The sequence below is a fragment of the Pseudomonas sp. S2_A05 genome, assembly GCF_054668485.1.
This window is the reverse complement of sequence record NZ_CP162775.1, coordinates 3547817-3569140: the sequence shown is the minus strand read 5'-3', so window position 1 is coordinate 3569140 and position 21324 is coordinate 3547817. Positions and strand designations below refer to the sequence as shown.

The 21324-nt window shown below is 60.3% G+C and carries 22 protein-coding genes; 20 read left to right on the top strand and 2 right to left on the bottom strand.

Annotated elements, in window-relative coordinates:
* The 20 genes from cysE (at position 1) to AB4O12_RS16075 (ending at position 18181) form a co-directional block, all read left to right on the top strand.
* Positions 1–777, top strand: a complete 777-nt coding sequence (gene cysE / locus AB4O12_RS16170; RefSeq protein ID WP_024014221.1) for a serine O-acetyltransferase — start codon at positions 1–3, stop codon at positions 775–777.
* 240 nt (positions 778–1017) lie between these two features.
* Positions 1018–1509: a Fe-S cluster assembly transcriptional regulator IscR gene (gene iscR / locus AB4O12_RS16165; protein ID WP_016773323.1), complete on the top strand. Its 492-nt coding sequence runs from the start codon at positions 1018–1020 to the stop codon at positions 1507–1509.
* A gap of 50 nt (positions 1510–1559) precedes the next feature.
* Positions 1560–2774 (top strand): IscS subfamily cysteine desulfurase, encoded by a 1215-nt coding sequence (locus tag AB4O12_RS16160; protein ID WP_016773324.1) that lies wholly within the window; start codon positions 1560–1562, stop codon positions 2772–2774.
* A gap of 100 nt (positions 2775–2874) precedes the next feature.
* Positions 2875–3261, top strand: a complete 387-nt coding sequence (iscU, locus tag AB4O12_RS16155; protein ID WP_003227907.1) for a Fe-S cluster assembly scaffold IscU — start codon at positions 2875–2877, stop codon at positions 3259–3261.
* Positions 3262–3295: 34 nt separating this feature from the next.
* Positions 3296–3619, top strand: a complete 324-nt coding sequence (iscA, locus tag AB4O12_RS16150) for an iron-sulfur cluster assembly protein IscA (RefSeq protein WP_003227904.1) — start codon at positions 3296–3298, stop codon at positions 3617–3619.
* A gap of 8 nt (positions 3620–3627) precedes the next feature.
* A complete protein-coding gene (hscB, locus tag AB4O12_RS16145; RefSeq protein ID WP_056790165.1) occupies positions 3628–4149 on the top strand; it encodes a co-chaperone HscB in 522 nt (173 codons plus the stop codon).
* Between the two features lie 50 nt (positions 4150–4199).
* Entirely contained in the window at positions 4200–6065 is a 1866-nt protein-coding gene (gene hscA / locus AB4O12_RS16140) for a Fe-S protein assembly chaperone HscA (protein WP_039761433.1), read from the top strand.
* Positions 6065–6406 (top strand): ISC system 2Fe-2S type ferredoxin, encoded by a 342-nt coding sequence (gene fdx, locus AB4O12_RS16135; protein ID WP_016773327.1) that lies wholly within the window; start codon positions 6065–6067, stop codon positions 6404–6406. Before hscA ends, fdx begins: the two co-directional genes overlap by 1 nt.
* 14 nt (positions 6407–6420) lie before the next feature.
* On the top strand, positions 6421–6621 hold the full coding sequence (iscX, locus tag AB4O12_RS16130; protein WP_252868237.1) for a Fe-S cluster assembly protein IscX: 201 nt from the start codon (positions 6421–6423) through the stop codon (positions 6619–6621).
* A gap of 88 nt (positions 6622–6709) precedes the next feature.
* Complete coding sequence (gene ndk / locus AB4O12_RS16125; RefSeq protein ID WP_024014216.1) at positions 6710–7135, top strand: nucleoside-diphosphate kinase; 426 nt, start codon at positions 6710–6712, stop codon at positions 7133–7135.
* 28 nt (positions 7136–7163) lie between these two features.
* Complete coding sequence (rlmN, locus tag AB4O12_RS16120; protein ID WP_024014215.1) at positions 7164–8312, top strand: dual-specificity RNA methyltransferase RlmN; 1149 nt, start codon at positions 7164–7166, stop codon at positions 8310–8312.
* A 12-nt stretch (positions 8313–8324) separates the two neighbouring features.
* Positions 8325–9083: a type IV pilus biogenesis/stability protein PilW gene (pilW, locus tag AB4O12_RS16115; RefSeq protein WP_016773330.1), complete on the top strand. Its 759-nt coding sequence runs from the start codon at positions 8325–8327 to the stop codon at positions 9081–9083.
* Complete coding sequence (locus AB4O12_RS16110) at positions 9083–10102, top strand: RodZ domain-containing protein (RefSeq protein WP_095181707.1); 1020 nt, start codon at positions 9083–9085, stop codon at positions 10100–10102. Before pilW ends, AB4O12_RS16110 begins: the two co-directional genes overlap by 1 nt.
* Positions 10103–10105: 3 nt before the next feature.
* Complete coding sequence (gene ispG, locus AB4O12_RS16105; protein ID WP_016773332.1) at positions 10106–11215, top strand: flavodoxin-dependent (E)-4-hydroxy-3-methylbut-2-enyl-diphosphate synthase; 1110 nt, start codon at positions 10106–10108, stop codon at positions 11213–11215.
* A gap of 22 nt (positions 11216–11237) precedes the next feature.
* The gene (hisS, locus tag AB4O12_RS16100) at positions 11238–12527 is read left to right on the top strand and encodes a histidine--tRNA ligase (protein ID WP_024014212.1); all 1290 of its coding nucleotides are present in this window, start codon (positions 11238–11240) and stop codon (positions 12525–12527) included.
* Between the two features lie 41 nt (positions 12528–12568).
* A complete protein-coding gene (locus tag AB4O12_RS16095; protein ID WP_056790153.1) occupies positions 12569–13210 on the top strand; it encodes a tetratricopeptide repeat protein in 642 nt (213 codons plus the stop codon).
* The gene (gene bamB, locus AB4O12_RS16090; protein WP_460059084.1) at positions 13203–14354 is read left to right on the top strand and encodes an outer membrane protein assembly factor BamB; all 1152 of its coding nucleotides are present in this window, start codon (positions 13203–13205) and stop codon (positions 14352–14354) included. Before AB4O12_RS16095 ends, bamB begins: the two co-directional genes overlap by 8 nt.
* A 135-nt stretch (positions 14355–14489) precedes the next feature.
* The gene (gene der / locus AB4O12_RS16085) at positions 14490–15962 is read left to right on the top strand and encodes a ribosome biogenesis GTPase Der (protein WP_024014210.1); all 1473 of its coding nucleotides are present in this window, start codon (positions 14490–14492) and stop codon (positions 15960–15962) included.
* Positions 15963–16253: 291 nt separating this feature from the next.
* Positions 16254–17402, top strand: a complete 1149-nt coding sequence (locus tag AB4O12_RS16080; protein WP_460059082.1) for a pyridoxal phosphate-dependent aminotransferase — start codon at positions 16254–16256, stop codon at positions 17400–17402.
* The gene (locus tag AB4O12_RS16075) at positions 17390–18181 is read left to right on the top strand and encodes an amidohydrolase (protein WP_460059080.1); all 792 of its coding nucleotides are present in this window, start codon (positions 17390–17392) and stop codon (positions 18179–18181) included. The genes AB4O12_RS16080 and AB4O12_RS16075 overlap by 13 nt, the downstream gene beginning before the upstream one ends.
* A gap of 177 nt (positions 18182–18358) precedes the next feature.
* Here the strand turns inward: AB4O12_RS16075 and leuA are convergent, their stop codons facing one another.
* A complete protein-coding gene (leuA, locus tag AB4O12_RS16070; protein WP_016773339.1) occupies positions 18359–20038 on the bottom strand; it encodes a 2-isopropylmalate synthase in 1680 nt (559 codons plus the stop codon).
* Between the two features lie 463 nt (positions 20039–20501).
* Positions 20502–21323 (bottom strand): peptidoglycan DD-metalloendopeptidase family protein, encoded by an 822-nt coding sequence (locus tag AB4O12_RS16065; protein ID WP_305381496.1) that lies wholly within the window; start codon positions 21321–21323, stop codon positions 20502–20504.
* Position 21324: the final 1 nt, after the last annotated feature.

Genomic DNA, 21324 nt, shown 5'->3' with positions numbered 1-21324 from the left:
ATGTTTGAGCGTTTGCGTGAAGATATCCAGAGCGTATTCCATCGAGACCCGGCGGCGCGTAACGCTTTTGAAGTCCTGACCTGCTACCCCGGCATGCATGCAATCTGGATTCATCGTCTGGCCGGCATGCTCTGGCGCAACGAGCTGAAATGGCTGGCGCGGCTGGTGTCGAACTTTGGTCGCTGGCTGACCGGGATCGAGATTCATCCGGGCGCCAAGGTCGGTCGGCGTTTCTTCATCGACCACGGCATGGGCATCGTCATTGGTGAAACCGCCGAGATCGGCGACGACGTGACTATCTATCAGGGTGTGACCCTCGGCGGCACCAGTTGGAACAAAGGCAAGCGTCACCCTACGCTGGGTGATGGCGTGGTGGTCGGCGCTGGCGCCAAGGTGCTTGGCCCGTTCACGGTGGGTGCCGGTGCCAAAGTCGGTTCCAATGCTGTGGTCACCAAAGAAGTGCCACCGGGCGCCACGGTGGTGGGGATTCCGGGGCGGATCATCGTCAAGACCGATGAAGAGCAGGACGCCAAGCGCAAAGCCATGGCGGAAAAGATCGGTTTCGACGCCTACGGTGTCAGCGAAGACATGCCTGACCCGGTGGCTCGCGCCATCGGCCAGTTGCTCGATCATCTGCAAGCAGTGGACGGGCGCCTGGAAGGCATGTGCGGCGCACTGAAGGATCTGGGCAGCAATTACTGTGCGAAAGATCTGCCTGAACTGCGCGAAGAAGACTTCGCTTGCGTCAAAGGCAAGGACGAATCGAAAGCCGGCTGAACCGCGGCGCTGCTTTTCGCGAGCAGGCTCGCTCCCACAAGAGCAATGCATTCCAATGTGGGAGCGAGCCTGCTCGCGAAGAACGATCACGCGGTTCCGCTGGCTGTCCGCAGCCCGTCTTTGCTATAGTGCGCGCGCTCTTTTGCGGGTAAACCCGACTAAAGCACTAGGTCTTATAGTTGACTTAAATGCTCGGGAATTGCATACTCCCGCCCATTCCGAACTCCGTGGTAACTGTCCATGCGACTGACTACAAAAGGCCGATACGCCGTGACCGCCATGCTTGACCTGGCGTTGCACGCGCAGCACGGGCCGGTGTCTCTGGCCGATATCTCCGAGCGCCAAGGCATCTCCCTGTCCTACCTCGAGCAGCTGTTTGCCAAGCTGCGCCGCAGCAACCTGGTTTCCAGCGTTCGCGGTCCGGGTGGTGGCTACCAGTTGTCCCGCGACATGCAGGGCATCCAGGTCGCCCAAGTGATCGATGCGGTGAACGAATCGGTCGATGCCACCAAGTGCCAGGGCCAGGGCGATTGCCATTCCGGTGATACCTGCCTGACCCATCATCTGTGGTGCGACTTGAGCCTGCAGATTCACGAATTTCTGAGCGGTATCAGCTTGGCCGACCTTGTCACTCGCCGTGAGGTACAAGAAGTGGCCCAGCGTCAGGACCAGCGCCGTTGCAGCAGCAAGGCGCCACGCCTGGACAAGATTGAAGCGTCCGCCGTCGAATGACAGCCGAAGAGCTACCCGCGGCACGCCAGCCCTGATTTAGGAGATAGTCCATGAAATTGCCGATTTACCTTGATTACTCTGCAACCACCCCGGTTGATCCGCGCGTTGCGCAGAAAATGAGTGAATGCCTGCTGGTCGACGGAAACTTCGGTAACCCGGCGTCCCGCTCCCACGTGTTCGGCTGGAAGGCTGAAGAGTCCGTCGAAAACGCTCGTCGTCAGGTGGCCGATCTGGTCAACGCCGACCCGCGTGAAATCGTCTGGACCTCCGGCGCCACCGAATCCGACAACCTGGCGATCAAGGGCGCGGCACATTTCTACGCCTCCAAGGGCAAGCACCTGATCACCAGCAAGATCGAGCACAAGGCAGTCCTCGACACCATGCGCCAGCTGGAGCGTGAAGGTTTCGAAGTTACCTACCTCGAGCCGACCGAAGACGGTCTGATCACCCCGGCAATGATTGATGCGGCACTGCGCGAAGACACCATTCTGGTGTCGGTGATGCACGTCAACAACGAAATCGGCACCATCAACGACATCGCTGCAATCGGCGAGATGCTGCGCGCCAAAGGCGTGCTGTTCCATGTCGACGCGGCTCAGTCCACCGGCAAGGTCGAAATCGATCTGCAGAAGCTGAAAGTCGACATGATGTCGTTCTCCGCTCACAAGACTTATGGCCCTAAAGGCATCGGCGCGCTGTACGTCAGCCGCAAGCCGCGTGTGCGCATCGAAGCGACCATGCACGGCGGCGGTCACGAGCGCGGCATGCGTTCCGGCACCCTGGCGACCCACCAGATCGTCGGCATGGGCGAAGCGTTCCGCGTAGCCAAGGAAGACATGGCCGCTGAAAACGTGCGCATCAAAGCCTTGAGCGATCGCTTCTACAAGCAGGTCGAGCATCTGGAAGAGCTGTACGTCAACGGCAGCCTGACCGCCCGCGTTCCGCACAACCTGAACCTGAGCTTCAACTACGTTGAAGGCGAGTCGCTGATCATGGCGCTCAAGGATCTGGCAGTATCGTCCGGTTCGGCCTGCACCTCGGCGTCGCTGGAGCCTTCGTACGTACTGCGCGCCCTGGGCCGCAACGACGAACTGGCACACAGCTCGATCCGCTTTACCTTCGGCCGTTTCACCACCGAAGAAGAAATCGACTACGCCGCGCAGAAAGTCTGCGAGGCCGTTACCAAGCTGCGCGCTCTGTCGCCGCTGTGGGACATGTACAAAGACGGCGTCGATATCTCGAAAATCGAGTGGGCGGCACACTAACTATAGAAGCCGCCGGATACAGATCCTGTAGCGACGCGGCGTTAACGCAGCGCAGTTGCAGGGTCTCAAGAGCGGCCCTGATGAGTGAGGATTGAGAATCATGGCTTACAGCGAAAAGGTCATCGACCACTACGAAAACCCGCGCAACGTCGGCAAGATGAACGCGGAAGATCCTGATGTCGGCACCGGCATGGTCGGCGCTCCGGCGTGCGGCGACGTGATGCGTCTGCAGATCAAGGTCAACGATCAGGGCGTTATCGAAGACGCCAAGTTCAAGACCTACGGTTGCGGTTCGGCCATTGCCTCCAGCTCCCTCGCCACCGAGTGGATGAAGGGCAAGACCCTGGACGAAGCCGAAACCATCAAGAACACTCAGCTGGCCGAAGAACTGGCCCTGCCGCCAGTGAAAATCCACTGCTCTGTGCTCGCTGAAGACGCTATCAAAGCGGCTGTCCGCGATTACAAGCAGAAGAAAGGCTTGATCTGAATTTCAAGATTCGGCGACGAGTAAGGAGTCAACGATGGCTATCAGCATGACAGAAGCGGCTGCTCGACACGTGCGGCGCTCCCTCGATGGGCGCGGCAAAGGTGAAGGGATTCGTCTGGGTGTTCGCACCACAGGCTGTTCCGGCCTTGCCTACGTGCTGGAGTTTGTCGACGAGGTAGTGGCGGAGGATCAGGTGTTCGAGAGTCACGGCGAAAAAGTGATCATCGACCCGAAAAGCCTGGCCTACCTGGACGGCACCGAGCTCGACTTCGTCAAGGAAGGGTTGAACGAAGGCTTCAAGTTCAACAACCCCAACGTGCGCGGTGAATGTGGCTGCGGCGAAAGCTTCAACATCTGAGGCTGGTCGTGGGTATTCCTTGTCATTTCGCTTTATTCGAGCTGCAACCGAGCTTCCGCCTGGACCTCGAGCAGTTGGCCACGCGCTACCGTGAGTTGGCGCGCGGCGTCCATCCTGACCGCTTTGCCGACGCTTCCGAGCGCGAGCAGCGCTCGGCACTCGAGCAATCGGCGCGGCTCAACGACGCCTACCAGACGCTCAAGAGCCCGGCCCAGCGCGCACGCTACCTGCTGAAAATCAGCGGGCATGAAGTGCCGATGGAAGTCACCGTCCACGATCCCGAGTTTCTTCTGCAGCAGATGCAATGGCGCGAAGAGCTCGAAGATCTGCAGGACAGCGCTGACCTCGACGGTGTCGCGGTATTCAAGCGTCGTTTGAAGACGGCTCAGGAACAGCTCAACGAAAGCTTCGCAGCCTGTTGGGATGATGCAGCGCAACGCGAGCAGGCCGAACGCCTGATGCGGCGCATGCAGTTCCTCGACAAGCTCACCTACGAAGTGCGCCAGCTGGAAGAGCGCCTCGACGATTAACCCAGTGCTGCCCTGATTGCACGCTGACAGACAGACAAGACCTGATCACCATGGCTCTACTGCAGATCGCCGAACCCGGCCAAAGTCCTCAACCGCACCAGCGCCGTCTGGCTGTGGGCATCGACTTGGGTACTACCAATTCGCTGGTCGCTGCGCTGCGCAGTGGTCTTTCCGAACCGCTGGCCGACGCCAACGGGCAGGTCATCCTGCCGTCCGCCGTGCGTTATCACGCCGACCGCGTCGAAGTCGGTGAGTCCGCCAAGCTGGCGGCATCCTCCGATCCTCTTAACACCGTGCTCTCGGTCAAGCGCTTGATGGGTCGTGGTCTGTCCGACGTCAAGCAATTGGGCGAGCAACTGCCGTACCGCTTTGTCGGCGGCGAATCGCACATGCCGTTCATCGACACCGTGCAAGGACCGAAAAGCCCGGTTGAAGTCTCCGCCGATATCCTCAAGGTCCTGCGTCAGCGCGCTGAAGCGACCTTGGGTGGCGAACTGGTTGGCGCGGTAATCACCGTTCCTGCCTACTTCGACGATGCGCAGCGTCAGGCCACCAAAGATGCGGCCAAACTCGCCGGTCTGAACGTGTTGCGTCTGCTCAATGAGCCGACCGCTGCTGCTGTGGCGTATGGTCTGGATCAACATGCTGAAGGCCTGGTTGCAATTTATGACCTTGGTGGCGGTACCTTCGATATTTCCATTCTGCGTCTGACTGGCGGCGTCTTTGAAGTTCTGGCCACTGGCGGCGACAGCGCGCTGGGCGGCGATGACTTCGATCATGCGATTGCCGGCTGGATCATCGAGAGTGCTGGCCTGTCCGCCGATCTCGACCCGGGCGCACAACGCAATCTGCTGCAAACCGCTTGCGCGGCCAAAGAGGCTTTGACCGATGCGGCCAGTGTGGAAGTGGCTTACGGCGACTGGAAAGCGCAACTGACCCGCGAAGCCTTCGATGCGCTGATCGAGCCAATGGTCGCGCGCAGTCTGAAAGCCTGCCGCCGCGCGGTTCGCGATTCCGGTATCGAGCTGGAAGACGTCCACGCCGTGGTCATGGTCGGCGGTTCGACCCGCGTGCCGCGCGTGCGTGAAGCCGTTGCCGAAGCCTTCGGTCGTCAGCCATTGACGGAAATCGACCCGGATCAAGTGGTTGCCATCGGGGCCGCGATCCAGGCCGACACCCTGGCTGGCAACAAGCGCGATGGCGGCGAACTGCTGCTGCTCGACGTGATTCCGCTGTCCCTGGGGCTGGAAACCATGGGCGGGCTGATGGAGAAGGTTATTCCGCGCAACACCACCATCCCCGTCGCGCGCGCTCAGGATTTCACCACGTATAAAGACGGCCAGTCGGCCATGGCGATCCACGTGTTGCAGGGTGAGCGCGAGCTGATCAGCGACTGCCGCTCTCTGGCACGGTTCGAATTGCGCGGCATTCCGGCGATGGTGGCCGGTGCGGCGAAAATTCGCGTGACCTTCCAGGTCGACGCCGACGGTCTGCTCAGCGTGTCTGCCCGTGAATTGGGCTCGGGCGTTGAAGCGAGCATTCAGGTCAAGCCTTCCTATGGTCTGACCGATGGCGAAATCGCCAAGATGCTCAAGGATTCGTTCCAGCACGCCAATGACGACAAGGTCGCCCGCGTTCTGCGTGAGCAGCAAGTCGATGCCCAGCGCCTGCTCGAAGCGGTGCAGGGCGCGCTGGAGGCCGATGGCGAGCGTCTGCTCGACGCCGAAGAGCGCATGGTCATCGAACTACAAATGCAGGAACTGGCCGAACTGATGAAAGGTACCGATGGCTACGCCATCGAGCAGCAGACCAAGCGTCTGTCGCAAGTGACCGATGCTTTTGCTGCTCGCCGCATGGATCTGACGGTGAAAGCCGCTCTGTCGGGGCGCAACCTGAATGAAATCGAGGATATCTGATGCCGCAGGTCATTTTTCTGCCCCACGAGAAGTTCTGCCCTGAAGGCATGGTGGTCGAGGCTGCGCCCGGCACATCGATTCTCGAACTGGCCCACGAACACCATATCGAGATGGAAAGCGCGTGCGGCGGCGTCTGCGCCTGCACCACGTGCCATTGCATCATCCGCGAGGGTTTCGACTCGCTGGAAGAGGCCGACGAGCTGGAAGAAGATTTCCTCGACCGTGCCTGGGGCCTGGAAGCGCAATCGCGTCTGGCCTGTCAGGCCATCGTCGGTGAGGAAGACCTCACCGTCGAGATTCCGAAATATTCGCTTAACCATGCGGCCGAAGCGCCGCACTGACTGGTAAGACTGTCATGAGCTACGGTTGGAATGATGTTCAACGCATTGCAGAAGAATTGGCGGAAGCCAAGCCGGATGTAGATCCGGTTTATGTCAATTTCGTCGACTTGCAGCGATGGATCATGGAACTGCCTGACTTCGACAACACCTCCGGCCGTGTCGGCGAGAAGGTGTTGGAAGCGGTTCAGGCGCTCTGGATCGAAGAAGTCGACTGATCGTCCTCGCAGGTTAGGCAATACCAAAGAACCCGCGTATAATTCGCGGGTTTAATTTTTCGCAAATTACCGTTTCTGGAGTTACACCATGGCTGTTCAACGTACTTTCTCCATCATCAAGCCTGACGCCGTTGCTAAAAACGTGATCGGCAAGATCACCACTCGCTTCGAAGACGCTGGCCTGCGCGTTGTAGCTTCGAAACTGAAGCAACTGTCCAAAGCCGAAGCCGAAGGCTTCTACGCTGAGCACAGCGAGCGCGGTTTCTTCGGTGACCTGGTTGCTTTCATGACTTCCGGCCCGGTTGTCGTTCAGGTTCTGGAAGGTGAAAACGCTATCGCTCGCAACCGTGAGCTGATGGGCGCTACCAACCCTAAAGAAGCTGCTGCCGGCACCATCCGTGCTGACTTCGCTGAATCGATCGACGCCAACGCCGTTCACGGTTCGGACTCCGAAGCTGCTGCCGCTCGCGAAATCGCTTACTTCTTCGCAGCTACTGAAGTAACCACTCGCTAAGCATTGCTTGCAGAGTGAAGGTGAATCCATGACTACATCGACTGTTAAAACAAACCTGCTGGGTCTGACCCAGCCGGAAATGGAAAAATTCTTCGACTCAATCGGGGAGAAGCGTTTCCGTGCCGGTCAGGTAATGAAATGGATTCACCACTTTGGCGTCGATGATTTCGACGCCATGACGAACGTCAGCAAAGCCTTGCGCGACAAGCTCAAGGCCATTGCTGAAGTGCGTGGTCCGGAAGTGGTCAGCGAGGACATCTCCAGCGACGGCACCCGTAAATGGGTGGTGCGCGTGGCGTCCGGCAGCTGCGTCGAGACCGTGTACATTCCCCAGGGCAAGCGCGGCACTCTGTGCGTTTCGTCCCAGGCAGGCTGTGCCCTGGATTGCAGTTTCTGCTCCACCGGCAAGCAAGGCTTCAACAGCAACCTCACCGCCGCCGAAGTCATCGGTCAGGTGTGGATTGCCAACAAATCTTTCGGCAGCGTCCCGGCCACCGTCGACCGCGCCATCACCAACGTGGTGATGATGGGCATGGGCGAGCCGTTGCTGAACTTCGACAACGTCGTCGCCGCCATGCATCTGATGATGGATGACCTCGGCTACGGGATCTCCAAGCGCCGCGTGACCCTGTCCACCTCGGGTGTGGTGCCGATGATCGATGAGCTGGCCAAGCACATCGACGTATCCCTGGCGTTGTCCCTGCATGCACCGAATGACGCATTGCGTAACCAATTGGTGCCGATCAACAAGAAATATCCGCTTAAGATGCTGCTCGAGTCGTGCCAGCGCTACATGTCCGCCCTTGGTGAGAAACGTGTGCTGACCATCGAGTACACCTTGCTCAAGGACGTCAACGACAAGCTTGAGCACGCAGTGGAAATGATCGAGCTGCTTAAAGACATCCCGTGCAAGATCAACCTGATCCCGTTCAACCCGTTCCCGCACTCCGGGTACGAGCGGCCGAGCAACAATGCCATCCGCCGCTTCCAGGATCAGTTGCATCAGGCCGGTTTCAACGTCACCGTGCGCACCACCCGTGGTGAAGACATCGACGCCGCATGTGGTCAATTGGTAGGGCAGGTGCTGGATCGCACCCGTCGCAGCGAACGTTACATCGCCGTGCGCGAGTTGAGCGCCGACAGCGATCTGGCACAGAACGCCGCGAACACTAACTAAGAGAGGATCTCTATGTCCCTGCGCTTTGCGCTGCTGTTGCTGTTGGCCAGCCTGTGCGCTGGCTGTGTCCTGTCGGGTGACTACAACCCGATGAAGACCAGCAAGGGCCGCGATGAAGCGCGGGCTGCCTACGTTCAGCTGGGGCTGGGCTACCTGCAGCAGGGCATGACCGAGCGCGCCAAGGTGCCATTGAAGAAAGCGCTGGAACTGGACGGTTCCGACCCCGACGCCAATGCGGCCCTCGGTCTGGTGTTTCAGGCCGAGATGGAGCCGGCACTGGCCGACGAGCACTTTCGCAAGGCCCTGTCCTCACGTCCCGCCGATGCGCGCATCCTCAACAACTACGGCAGTTTTCTCTACGAAGAACAGCGCTACAAGGAAGCCTACGAGCGTTTTGAACAAGCGGCCGCCGATACCCTGTATCCTGAGCGCTCGCGGGTCTTCGAAAATCTCGGCATGACCGCCGCCAAGCTTGGCCAGCGTGATCTGGCCCAGCAACAGCTGGAAAAGGCGCTGCGCCTGAACCGCCAACAACCACGGGCGTTGCTGGAAATGGCTGAGTTGTCCTTCGAAGACAGGCATTATGTGCCCGCGCGTGACTATTACGACCGTTTCAGCCAGCTCACCGAACAAAATGCACGTAGTCTATTGCTCGGCGTTCGGCTGGCAAAAGTGTTTGAAGATCGCGACAAGGCAGCCAGTTACGGTCTGCAATTAAAACGACTCTATCCCGGTACGCCGGAATATCAGCAATACCTGTCGGAGCAATGATGAAAGCGGCGCATCCCGAAGTTGTAGCAGCGAATCGCGTAAATCCCGGTGAGACCCTGCGCCAGGCCCGCGAAAGCAATGGCTGGTCGCTGGCCGAAGTGGCCCTCAAGCTCAACCTCACCGTGACGTCCCTGAGCAATCTTGAAGCCGGCGCTTTCGACAAGCTGCCGGGGCATACCTTTGCTCGCGGTTACATTCGCGCCTATGCCAAGTTGCTCGGCATGGACCAGACCGTTCTGGTTCAGCAGTTCGACCAGTCCACCGGCACCGATTCCCAGGGCAGCAACGTTCACGCCCTCGGTCGTATCGAAGAGCCGGTGCGCGTTTCCCACACCATTTTGCGTATCGTCAGCCTGTTGCTGCTGATCGCGGTCATCGGCGGCGGTTTCGTCTGGTGGCAGGATCAGACCTCGCAGCGCACCCGCGATCTGACCAGCCTGGCGCCGGAACACGTCGAAGTCGAAGGCGCGGACGGCACCACGCAGATCCACCCGATCGACGAGCCGGAAGATCAGGCTGTCGCCGAAAATCAGGCCGACAGTTCGACAACGCTCGCCTTGCCGCAGTCGGAAACCAGTGCTGAATCGACCGGCGCCGAATCTGCTGCCCCAGCGACCGAGCCAGCTGCCCCGGCAGTTGCGCCAAGCGCACCGGCACAGACGCCTGCGCCAGTGGTGGCGGCTCCGGCCACTCCAGCGCCGAATGTCCCAGCGACACCTGCCCCGACCGCGCCGGTTGCTCAAGCGCCAAGCGCTGAAGCAGCTGCGCCGGTCGCCGGCGAAGGCCAGGTGCAGTTGCAGTTCACCGGCGATTGCTGGGCACAGGTGACCGATGGCCGTGGCAAAGTGATTTTCAGCGGCCTGAAGCATAAAGGCGACAGCGTGAGTGTTTCCGGCAAGCCGCCGCTCGCCGTACGTCTGGGCGTTGCCCGCGCGGCACAGGTCAGCTACAACGGCCAACCGGTCGATATCGCTCCGTTCACCAGTGGCGAGACTGCTCGCCTGAAGTTGGGTCAATAAGTCATGCACGGCGAATCTCCAATCAAACGTCGCGAATCGCGCAAGATCTGGGTCGGCAACGTACCGGTGGGCGGCGACGCGCCGATCGCTGTGCAGAGCATGACCAACAGCGACACCAATGACGTCGCCGCGACCGTGGCGCAGATCAATCGTCTGGAAGCCGCCGGCGTCGACATCGTTCGCGTCTCGGTACCGGACATGGACGCCGCCGAGGCGTTCGGCAAGATCAAGCAACTGGTCAAAGTGCCGTTGGTGGCTGACATCCACTTCGACTACAAAATCGCCTTGCGCGTGGCCGAACTGGGTGTGGACTGTCTGCGCATCAATCCGGGCAACATCGGTCGCGAAGACCGCGTGCGTGCCGTGGTCGATGCGGCGCGTGATCGCGGCATTCCGATCCGCATCGGCGTCAACGCCGGTTCGCTGGAAAAAGACCTGCAAAAGAAATACGGCGAGCCGACCCCGGCCGCATTGGTCGAATCCGCGCTGCGTCACGTTGAACACCTCGAACGCCTGAATTTCCAGGACTTCAAGGTCAGCGTGAAAGCCTCCGACGTGTTCATGGCCGTCGAAGCCTACCGTTTGCTGGCGAAAGAAATCGTCCAGCCGCTGCACCTCGGCATCACTGAAGCCGGCGGTTTGCGATCGGGCACGGTGAAATCCGCCGTGGGCCTAGGTATGCTGCTCGCCGAAGGGATTGGCGATACTATCCGCATCTCGCTGGCGGCCGACCCGGTCGAGGAAGTGAAGGTCGGTTACGACATTCTCAAGTCTTTGCATCTGCGTTCCCGTGGCATCAACTTCATCGCCTGCCCGAGCTGCTCGCGGCAGAACTTCGATGTGGTCAAGACCATGAACGAGCTGGAAGGGCGCCTTGAAGACCTGCTGGTGCCGCTGGATGTCGCGGTCATCGGTTGCGTGGTCAACGGCCCCGGCGAAGCCAAGGAAGCCCATATCGGCTTGACCGGCGGCACGCCAAACCTGATTTACATCGACGGCAAGCCGTCGCAGAAGCTGACGAATGACAATCTGGTGGACGAGCTGGAAAAGCTGATCCGCCAGAAAGCGGCCGAAAAGGTCGAAGCTGACGCTGCCGTTATCGCGCGCGGCTGATCGAACGAATTAAGGAAATTTTGTGAGCAAGTCTCTGCAAGCCATTCGTGGCATGAACGACATCCTGCCCGAACAGACCCCGCTGTGGCGTTATTTCGAAGGCACTGTGGCGCGTCTGCTGGATAACTACGGTTACAAGCAGATCCGCATGCCGATCGTCGAGTTCACCGAGCTGTTCAAGCGCTCGATCGGCGAAGTCACCGATATCGTCGAAAAAGAGATGTACACCTTCGAAGACCGCAACGGTGATTCCCTGACCCTGCGTCCCGAAGGCACTGCGGCGTGCGTGCGTGCCGTGCTTGAGCACGGCATCACCGGCGGTGGTCAGGTGCAGAAACTCTGGTACATCGGCCCGATGTTCCGCCACGAGCGTCCGCAAAAAGGCCGTTATCGCCAGTTCCACCAGATCGGTCTGGAAGTGTTCAACCTCGACGGTCCGGACATCGACGCCGAGCTGATCATCATGACCTGGCGCCTGTGGGGCGAGCTGGGCATCCGTGATGCGGTCAAGCTCGAACTCAACAGCCTCGGCACCAGCGAATCCCGTGGTCGCTATCGTGAAGCCCTGGTCGAGTACCTCTCGGCGCACCACGACAAGCTCGACGAAGACAGCCAGCGTCGCCTGAAAACCAACCCGCTGCGCGTGCTCGACACGAAAAATGCCGACACCCAGGCCGTGCTGGTCGATGCGCCGAAAATGGCCGATTACCTCGACGACGAGTCCCGCGCTCACTTTGAAGGCCTGAAGGCGCGTCTGGATGCCGTCGGCATTCCTTACGTGCTCAACCCGAAACTGGTGCGTGGCCTCGATTACTACAGCAAAACCGTTTTCGAATGGGTCACCGACAAGCTCGGCGCCCAGGGCACCGTGTGCGCGGGCGGCCGTTACGACGGTCTGGTCGAGCAGATGGGCGGCAAGCCAACCCCGGGCGTCGGTTTCGCCATGGGCATCGAGCGTCTGGTATTGATGCTCGAAACCCTTGAGCAGATTCCGCAGGAAATTTCCCGTCAGGTCGACGTCTACCTCTGCGCCTTCGGTGAAGAGGCCGAGCTGGCCGGTCTGGCCCTGGCCGAACGTGTTCGCGATGAACTTCCAAACCTGCGCCTGCAAGTCAATGCCGGCGCCGGCAGTTTCAAAAGCCAGTTCAAGAAGGCCGACAAGAGCGGTGCGCTGTACGCATTGATCCTCGGTGACGACGAAATGGCCCAGCAAGTGGTAGGTTTCAAACCCCTGCGTGGCCAGGGCGAACAACAAAGCATTGCCTGGGATGCGCTTGCCGCTCACCTGGCCACCTGCGTCGTGCAGGGTTGAAGCTGTCTTAACAGCCGATTTAGCGATTAAGGAGTATTGGGGTGTCGAGTACCGAAGACGAACAGTTGGCGGATTTGAAGGACTGGTGGACACGCAACGGCAAACCTCTGGTCACCGGCGGCCTGTTGGCGCTGGTCATCGTGTTCGGCTGGCAGGCCTGGCACAAGTACCAGAGCAACCAGTCGCAAGGCGCCTCGGTGCTCTATCAGCAATTGCTGGAAACCACGCTGACGCCTGACGGCAAGCCTGATGCCGCCCGCGTTGCGGATCTGGCCGGCAAGCTCAACAGCGAGTACGGCGGTTCTGCCTATGCGCAATACGGCAGCCTGTTCGTCGCCAAAGTGGCGGTCGACAGCGGCAAGCTGGACGACGCGGCAACCGAACTCAAAGCCATCGTCGACAAACCGGCCAACCCGGCGCTGGGCGAAATCGCCCGTCAGCGTCTGGCGCAGGTGCTGGGCGCGCAGGACAAGGCCGAAGACGCCCTGAAACTGCTCGACGGCGATGCCGACAAAGCGTTCCTGGCCACTCGCGAAGAACTCAAGGGCGACCTGCTGGTGCGCTTGGGCCGTACCGATGACGCGAACAAGGCGTATCAAAAAGCCAAGGCGGCACTGTCGGATGAAGCGGCGGTCGGTGGCCTTCAAATCAAGCTCGACGACCTGGCCAAAGGGGATGCGTGACGTGATCCGTTGGAAGCATGCAGCATTGCTGGCTCTGGCCCTTCTGGCCGCGGGTTGCAGCAGCAACAGCAAGAAAGAATTGCCACCGGCCGAACTGACCGACTTCAAAGAAGAAGTCGTTCTGCAGAAGCAGTGGAGCCGCTCGATCGGTGACGGTCAGGGCGAAACCTACAACATGCTGGTGCCGGCGATCGACGGTGACACCATCTACGCCGCCGATGTGACTGGTGTGGTGATGGCGCTGGATCGCAGCAACGGCGACGTGAAGTGGGACCAGGATCTGGAACTGCCTGTCTCCGGCGCCGTCGGCGTGGGTTATGGTCTGGTACTGATCGGTACGCTGCGTGGCGAAGTCGTCGCTCTGGACACCAGCAACGGTGAAGAGAAGTGGCGTGCCCGCGTCAACAGTGAAGTGCTCGCGCCGCCGGCCAACAATGGCGACGTGGTCGTCGTGCAGACCCAGGACGATCGTCTGATCGGGCTGGACGCTGCCACCGGCAACCAGCGCTGGGTGTATGACAGCACCCCGGCGGTCCTGACCCTGCGTGGCACCAGTGCTCCGCTGGTCACCAACCGCCTGGCCGTAGCTGGCCTGTCGACCGGTAAAGTGGTCGCGCTGGACATCTCCAACGGCGTGCCGGTGTGGGAACAACGCATCGCCATTCCACAAGGTCGTTCGGAGCTGGAGCGCGTCGTCGACATCGACGGCGGTCTGCTGCTGTCGGGCGGCACGCTGTACGTGGCCAGCTATCAGGGTCGCGTTGCGGCACTGGACTTGGAAAGCGGTCGTCAACTGTGGCAGCGCGATGCGTCGAGCTACGCGGGTATCGCTCAGGGTTTCGGCAGCGTCTACGTGAGCCTGTCCTCGGGCACCGTTGAAGGCGTCGACGAGCGTTCGACCACCGCACTGTGGAACAACGATTCGCTGGCTCGCCGTCAATTGTCGGCACCGGAAGTGTTCTCCAGCTACGTAGCTGTGGGTGACCTGGAAGGTTATCTGCATCTGCTGAGTCAGGTCGACGGTCGTTTCGTCGGCCGTGAGCGCATCGACAGCGACGGCCTGCGTGCTCGTCCGCTGGTGGTGGGCGACACGATTTATGTGTATGGCAACAGCGGCAAACTGGAAGCCCTGACCATCAAGTAACAACTATGCTTGGGGTTCATCCCCAAGCAGCCCTGCATCAGCAGGGTTTGCAGCGCCCCCGGGTGTTGCCCCGAGCACCAGCCGCTGCCTCGCAGCGGCTTTTGTATTTTCTGAAATAACGAAGTGGAGAGCCGCATGGTTCCCGTAATCGCCCTGGTGGGCCGACCGAACGTCGGCAAGTCCACCTTGTTCAACCGCCTGACCAGGACTCGTGACGCCATCGTCGGCGACCTGTCCGGTCTGACCCGTGATCGCCAGTACGGTGAGGCCAAGTGGCAAGGGCGTTCCTACATTCTGATCGACACCGGCGGTATCTCCGGTGACGAACATGGTATGGACGAAAAAATGGCCGAGCAGTCGCTGCTGGCCATCGAAGAAGCCGATGTGGTGCTGTTTCTGGTAGATGCCAAGGCCGGTTTTACCGCTGCCGACCAGATGATCGCCGAGCATTTACGCAAACGTAACAAGCGTTCCCACGTGGTGGCCAACAAGGTCGACAACATCGACCCGGAAATGGCCCGCGCCGAATTTGCCCCGCTGGGCATGGGCCACGCGATCCCGATCGCCGGCGCCCACGGCCGTGGCATCACGCAACTGCTGGAAGCCGCCCTGAGCGAATTCCCGCGCGATGATGACGAGCCGGCTGAAGGTGAAGAGGAAGAAGTCGTTGCCGAAGGCGAGGAAGCCAAGCGCATTCCTGGTCCGAGCGAAAAAGACGGGATCAAGATCGCCATCATCGGTCGTCCGAACGTCGGCAAGTCGACCCTGGTCAACCGCATGCTTGGTGAAGACCGGGTCATCGTGTATGACCAGCCGGGCACCACCCGCGACAGCATCTACATTCCGTTCGAGCGCAATGAAGAGAAGTACACGCTGATCGACACCGCCGGTGTGCGCAAGCGCGGCAAGATCCACGAAGAAGTCGAAAAGTTCTCCGTGGTCAAAACCCTGCAGGCGATCAAAGACGCCAACGTGGTGATCTTCGTGATGGACGCCCGCGAGGGTGTGGTCGATCACGACCTGAACCTGCTGGGCTTCGCGATCGAATCCGGTCGTGCGCTGGTCATCGCGATCAACAAGTGGGATGGCATGACGCCGAGCGAGCGCGACTTCGTGAAAGTCGAGCTGCAACGCCGGCTGTTCTTCGTCGACTACGCCGACATTCACTTCATCTCGGCGTTGCACGGCACGGGCGTGGGCAACCTCTACGCTTCGGTGCAGAACTCGTTCAAGTCCGCTGTTACCCGCTGGCCGACCAACCGCCTCACCCAGATTCTCGAAGATGCGGTGGGCGAGCACGCGCCGCCGATGGTCAACAACCGTCGGATCAAGCTGCGTTACGCTCACCTCGGTGGTGCGAACCCGCCGATCATCGTGATCCACGGTAACCAGATCGAGAAAGTGCCGAAGTCGTACGTGCGCTATCTGGAGAACACTTACCGTCGTGTACTCAAGCTGGTCGGTACGCCGATCCGCATCGAGTTCAAGGGCGGCGAGAACCCGTACGAAGGCAACAAGAACACGCTGACCGACCGCCAGGTCAACAAGAAGCGTCGCTTGATGTCGCACAACAAGAAAGCCAGCAAGAAGCGCCGCGACAAGAAGTGATCCGAGGCCCTGCACAATTTTGTGTGGGGCTTTTGTGGCGAGGGGATTTATCCCCGATGGGCTGCGCAGCAGCCCCAAAACCTGTGTCCGCGGTGTATCAGTCAAACCGCATTCAACGGGTTTGCGACTGCTTCGCAGCCGGAACGGGGATAAATCCCCTCGCCACAGGATTGGGTTTGTTCAATGAGAGAAGGGCGCCGTTTGGCGCCCTTTTTTTATGGGCGCCGGATGGGCTATCCTCGGGCTCTCCCGCGCCGTCGTCAGAGCCGGGTGTTGAGCAGAGAACCCCCGATGATCACCAGCAAGCTGCCGAATGTCGGCATCACTATTTTCACGCAGATGTCTCAGCTCGCGGCGCAGACCGGCGCGATCAACCTGTCCCAGGGTTTCCCGGATTTCGACGGCCCGCAGTCGTTGCGTGATGCGGTCGGGCGGCATATCGCCAGTGGCCATAACCAGTATTCGCCGATGACCGGTTTGCCGGCGTTGCGTCAGCAGATCGCGGCCAAGATCGCGCGCAGCTATGGCGTGACAGTCGATGCCGATCATGAAGTGACGGTAACGCCCGGTGCGACTCAGGCAATCTTCTGCGCGATTCAGGCAGTGATTCACAGCGGCGATGAAGTCATCGTCTTCGATCCGTGCTACGACAGCTACGCACCGGCGACGGAATTGGCGGGTGGTCGTTGCGTACATGTGCAACTGAATCCGGACGATTTCTCCATCGATTTCGATCAACTCGCAGCGGCCCTCAGTCCGCGGACGAAAATGATCGTCATCAACACCCCGCACAACCCGAGCGGCGCATTGATCAGCCGCGACGAGCTCGATCAACTGGCGGCGTTGATCCGTGATCGCGACATCTATCTGATCAGCGACGAAGTCTACGAACACCTGATCTTCGACGGCGTGCCGCATGTCAGCGTGCTGGCCCATGAAGAGCTGTATCAGCGCTCGTTCGTGGTCAGTTCGTTCGGCAAGACGTACCACGTCACCGGCTGGAAAACCGGCTATGTCGTCGCCCCGCCAGCCCTGACCGCCGAACTGCGCAAGGTGCATCAGTACGTGAGCTTCTGTGGCGTCACGCCGCTGCAATACGCGCTGGCCGATTACATGGCCGAGCACCCGGAACACGTTGAAGAGCTGCCGGGTTTCTATCAGGCCAAGCGCGATCTGTTCTGCGATCTGCTTGCGCCATCGCGCTTCAGCTTTACCCGAGTCACCGGCACCTATTTCCAGTTGGTCGATTATTCGCAGATCCGTCCGGATCTGAACGATGTCGACATGGCCATGTGGATGACCCGCGAGCACGGTGTCGCGAGCATTCCGGTGTCGGTGTTCTACCAGAATCCACCGCAAGGCCAGCGCCTGATACGCCTGTGCTTTGCCAAACGCGAGGAGACGCTGCGTGACGCGGCGGCGAAACTATGCGTGATCTGAGTGCATTGCCAGACCTGACCCTGGCGCTGATCCAGACCAGCCTGGCCTGGCACGACCGCCGGGCCAACCTCGAGCACTTCGAGTTGTTGCTGGAACAGGCCCGGGGCGCCGATCTGATCATCCTGCCGGAGATGTTCACCACCGGATTCTCGATGGAATCGGAAACCCTCGCCGAAGCCGAAAACGGCCCGAGCAGCAAATGGCTGCGGGTGCAGGCGGCCAAGTTCGATGCGGTCATCACTGGCAGCGTGATCATCCAGGCGGCTGACGGCAGCCATCGCAACCGCTTGCTGTGGGCGCGGCCGGACGGTGAAGTGCTGCATTACGACAAACGTCACCTGTTTCGTATGGCTGGCGAGCACAACCATTACACGCCGGGCGAGCGTCAGGTGCAGTTCGAGCTCAAGGGCTGGCGGATTCGTCCGCTGATCTGCTACGACCTGCGTTTCCCGGTGTGGAGCCGCGACGCGCAGGACACCGATCTGCTGCTGTACACCGCCAACTGGCCGGGCGCACGGCGTCTGCACTGGAATCGCCTGCTGCCGGCGCGAGCGATTGAAAATCTCTGCTACGTGGCAGCGGTAAATCGGGTGGGCAGCGATGGCAAAGGCTTCGCCTATACCGGCGACAGTCAGGTGCTGGATTTCCAGGGCGAGACGTTGCTGGCGGCGGGGGAGGCGGATGGCGTGTTCAAGGTGGTTCTGGAAGCGGCGCCGTTGGCGGCGTATCGCGAGCGCTTTCCGGCGAACCTGGATGCCGACACTTTCGAGTTCACCTGATACTCCCAGCGCCTGTCAGGACGCCTTCGCGAGCAGGTTCGCTCCCACAGGGAAATGCATTCCAAATGTGGGAGCGAGCCTGCTCGCGAAGGGGCCATAAAAGTCAGCCAGAAACCTGAAGGCAAAAAAAGGCCCCGGAGCTCACACTCCGGGGCCTTTCGCATTTCAGCAGTCGGATTACGCCGCTTTCGCCTCTGGCTGGCTCAGCGAGCGGTTCAGCGCGCTGAACAGTGCCTTGAAACTCGCCGTGGTGATGTTTTCATCGATACCCACGCCGTGCACCGCACGTTCACCGTTCACACGCAATTCGATATAGGCCGCCGCTTTGGCATTGGTGCCTGCGCCGATCGCGTGTTCGTTGTAGTCCATGATTTCCACCGGAATCGGCAGGCCGGCGACCAGGGCTTCCAGCGCGCCGTTGCCCTTGCCGCGCCAGTGCAGGTTGGTTTCGCCCTGACCTTTGCTGGCTACTTCGACTTCGACGGCGCTGTTGCCGTTTTCTTCCTGCAGACGATGGCTGACGAGCGCATACGGAGTGTTGGCCTGCAGGTATTCGCTGATCAACAGCGAGTGAATCTGCTTGGCCGTCATCTCCAGGCCCAGGCGATCGGTCTCACGCTGTACGACCTGGCTGAACTCGATCTGCATGCGCCGTGGCAGGCTGATGCCGTATTCCTGCTCCAGCAAGTAAGCGATGCCGCCCTTGCCCGACTGGCTGTTGACGCGGATCACCGCCTCGTAGCTGCGACCGATGTCGGCCGGGTCGATCGGCAGGTACGGCACTTCCCACAGGGTGTCCGGTTTCTGCTGGGCGAAGCCCTTGCGGATTGCGTCCTGGTGCGAGCCGGAGAACGCGGTGTGAACCAGGTCGCCAACGTACGGATGACGCGGGTGCACCTGGATCTGGTTGCACTCTTCGACGACCTTGCGCACGCCGTCGATGTCGGAGAAGTCCAGCTCAGGGTCGACGCCCTGGGTGTACATGTTCAGCGCGACGGTGACGAGGTCGACGTTGCCGGTGCGCTCGCCGTTGCCGAACAGGCAGCCTTCGACGCGGTCGGCGCCGGCCATAAGGCCCAGCTCGGTGGCCGCGACGCCGGTGCCCCGGTCGTTGTGGGTGTGCAGGCTGATGATCACGCTGTCACGACGGTTGATGTTGCGACCAAACCATTCGATCTGGTCGGCGTAGACGTTCGGCGTCGCGCATTCAACCGTGGCCGGCAGGTTGAGAATCATCTTGTGCTCAGGCGTCGGGTTCCACACCTCGATCACGGCGTCGCAGACTTCCTTGGCGAATTCCAGCTCGGTAGCGCTGAAGGTTTCCGGCGAGTATTCGAAGGTCCACTCGGTCTCCGGCTGCATGGCCGCGTATTTGACGAACAGCTTGGCAGCGTTGACGGCGATGGCCTTGATACCGTCCTTGTCCTGGTTGAAGACGATGCGACGGAAAGAAGGCGAGGTGGCGTTGTACAGGTGAACGATGGCTTTCTTCGCCCCGCGCAGGGATTCGAAGGTGCGCTCGATCAGGTCTTCACGGCCCTGGGTGAGCACCTGAATGGTGGTGTCGTCCGGGATGTGGCCTTCTTCGATCAGCGTACGCACGAAGTCGAAGTCGGTTTGCGACGCGGCCGGGAACGACGCTTCGATCTCCTTCACGCCGACCTGCACCAGGGTTTTCCAGAAGCGCAGCTTCTTCGCCGCGTCCATTGGTTCGATCAGCGACTGGTTGCCGTCACGCAGGTCGGAGCTGCACCAGATCGGCGCGGCGTCGATGGTCTTCGACGGCCAGGTACGATCCGGCAGGTTGATGACGGGAAACGCGCGGTATTTCGAAGACGGGTCTTTGAGCATGCTCATCGGGAAATTCCTTGTTGTCTGGGCCGAAAAGAGGCGGCCTGCCGGTTGAACGAATGTTCTTGGAAAAGCGTGGGACGAGGCGCAGCGATTCAGCCTGGCAGTCGTGCGCTGACGAGGCACAGGCTGCGGTGCTGGCGAAGCTGAATGAGGGTGTGAGAGGTTTTCATGGCTTCAACCCTAACCGCGAGGGGAAAGGATGGCAAGCAGTCGGAAAAAATTGAGAGGAATACCCGAAAAGCGGGGTTTTGCAGGAATTTATTGCGCTTTAGGCGGTGGAAGTTGTTGATGTTTGCGTAAGGCTAGATTGGGGCGCAATTGAGTTTTAGGAGATTCATTGAGTATGGCGGTGTTTTATAGGGCGCCTTCGCGAGCAGGCTCGCTCCCACAGGGGATCTTTGTTGTGAATAAGATCCAGTGTGGGAGCGAGCCTGCTCGCGAAGAGGCCGGTCGCCTCAACCCATATTCAAGGTTGGAAAGCCCCAATGAAAATCGCCGGATCCACCCGCGCGTCATTCAGGCTGACGTTCCAGTGCATATGCGGCCCGGTCGCGCGGCCGGTCGCGCCGACCTTGCCCACCACCGCGCCACGGGCCAGTTGCTGGCCGTTTTTCACGTCGATCTTCGACATGTGGCAGAACATGCTGATAAAGCCTTGGCCGTGGTCAACGAACACCGTGTTGCCGTTGAAGAAGTAATTGCCGATCAGAATCACCTTGCCCGCCGCCGGGGTCTTGATTGGCGTGCCCGCCGGCACTGCGAAATCGAGGCCGGCGTGAGGATTGCGCTCTTCGCCGTTGAAGAAACGACGCACACCGAACTTGCTCGACAGCGGCCCGTTGACCGGTTTGTCCAGCAGCAGATTGCTCGGCGTGTTCGGGCTGAAACTGCGATAAGCCGCGATCTGTTCCGCCAGTTCGCCTTCAATGCGCTTGAGGTTGTCGGCGTTCGGATTGACCTGCTGTTTGTTCTTCAGGGTGATGTGCTGTTCCGGGTATTTCTTGCTGCCCACGGTAAACGGCAGGTTACGCCCGCCACTGCTGATCTGCTGCGCGCCAGGCTTGACCGTCAGCGGCACGCCAACGATCGCCAACCAGTTGTTCTGCTCTTTCACCACCAATACCGGTTTGCCTTGATAAGTGGCTTTCGGCACCTGCGCTGCGGTGCCCAGATCCACCACGGCGACGCCGCCCGGCACCGGTTTGTTCAGCAGCCGAGTGATGTAGCTGTCGGCGTGGGCGTTGAAAGTCAGGCAGAGCAACAGCAGCGGAGCAAGAAAACGCGGCATG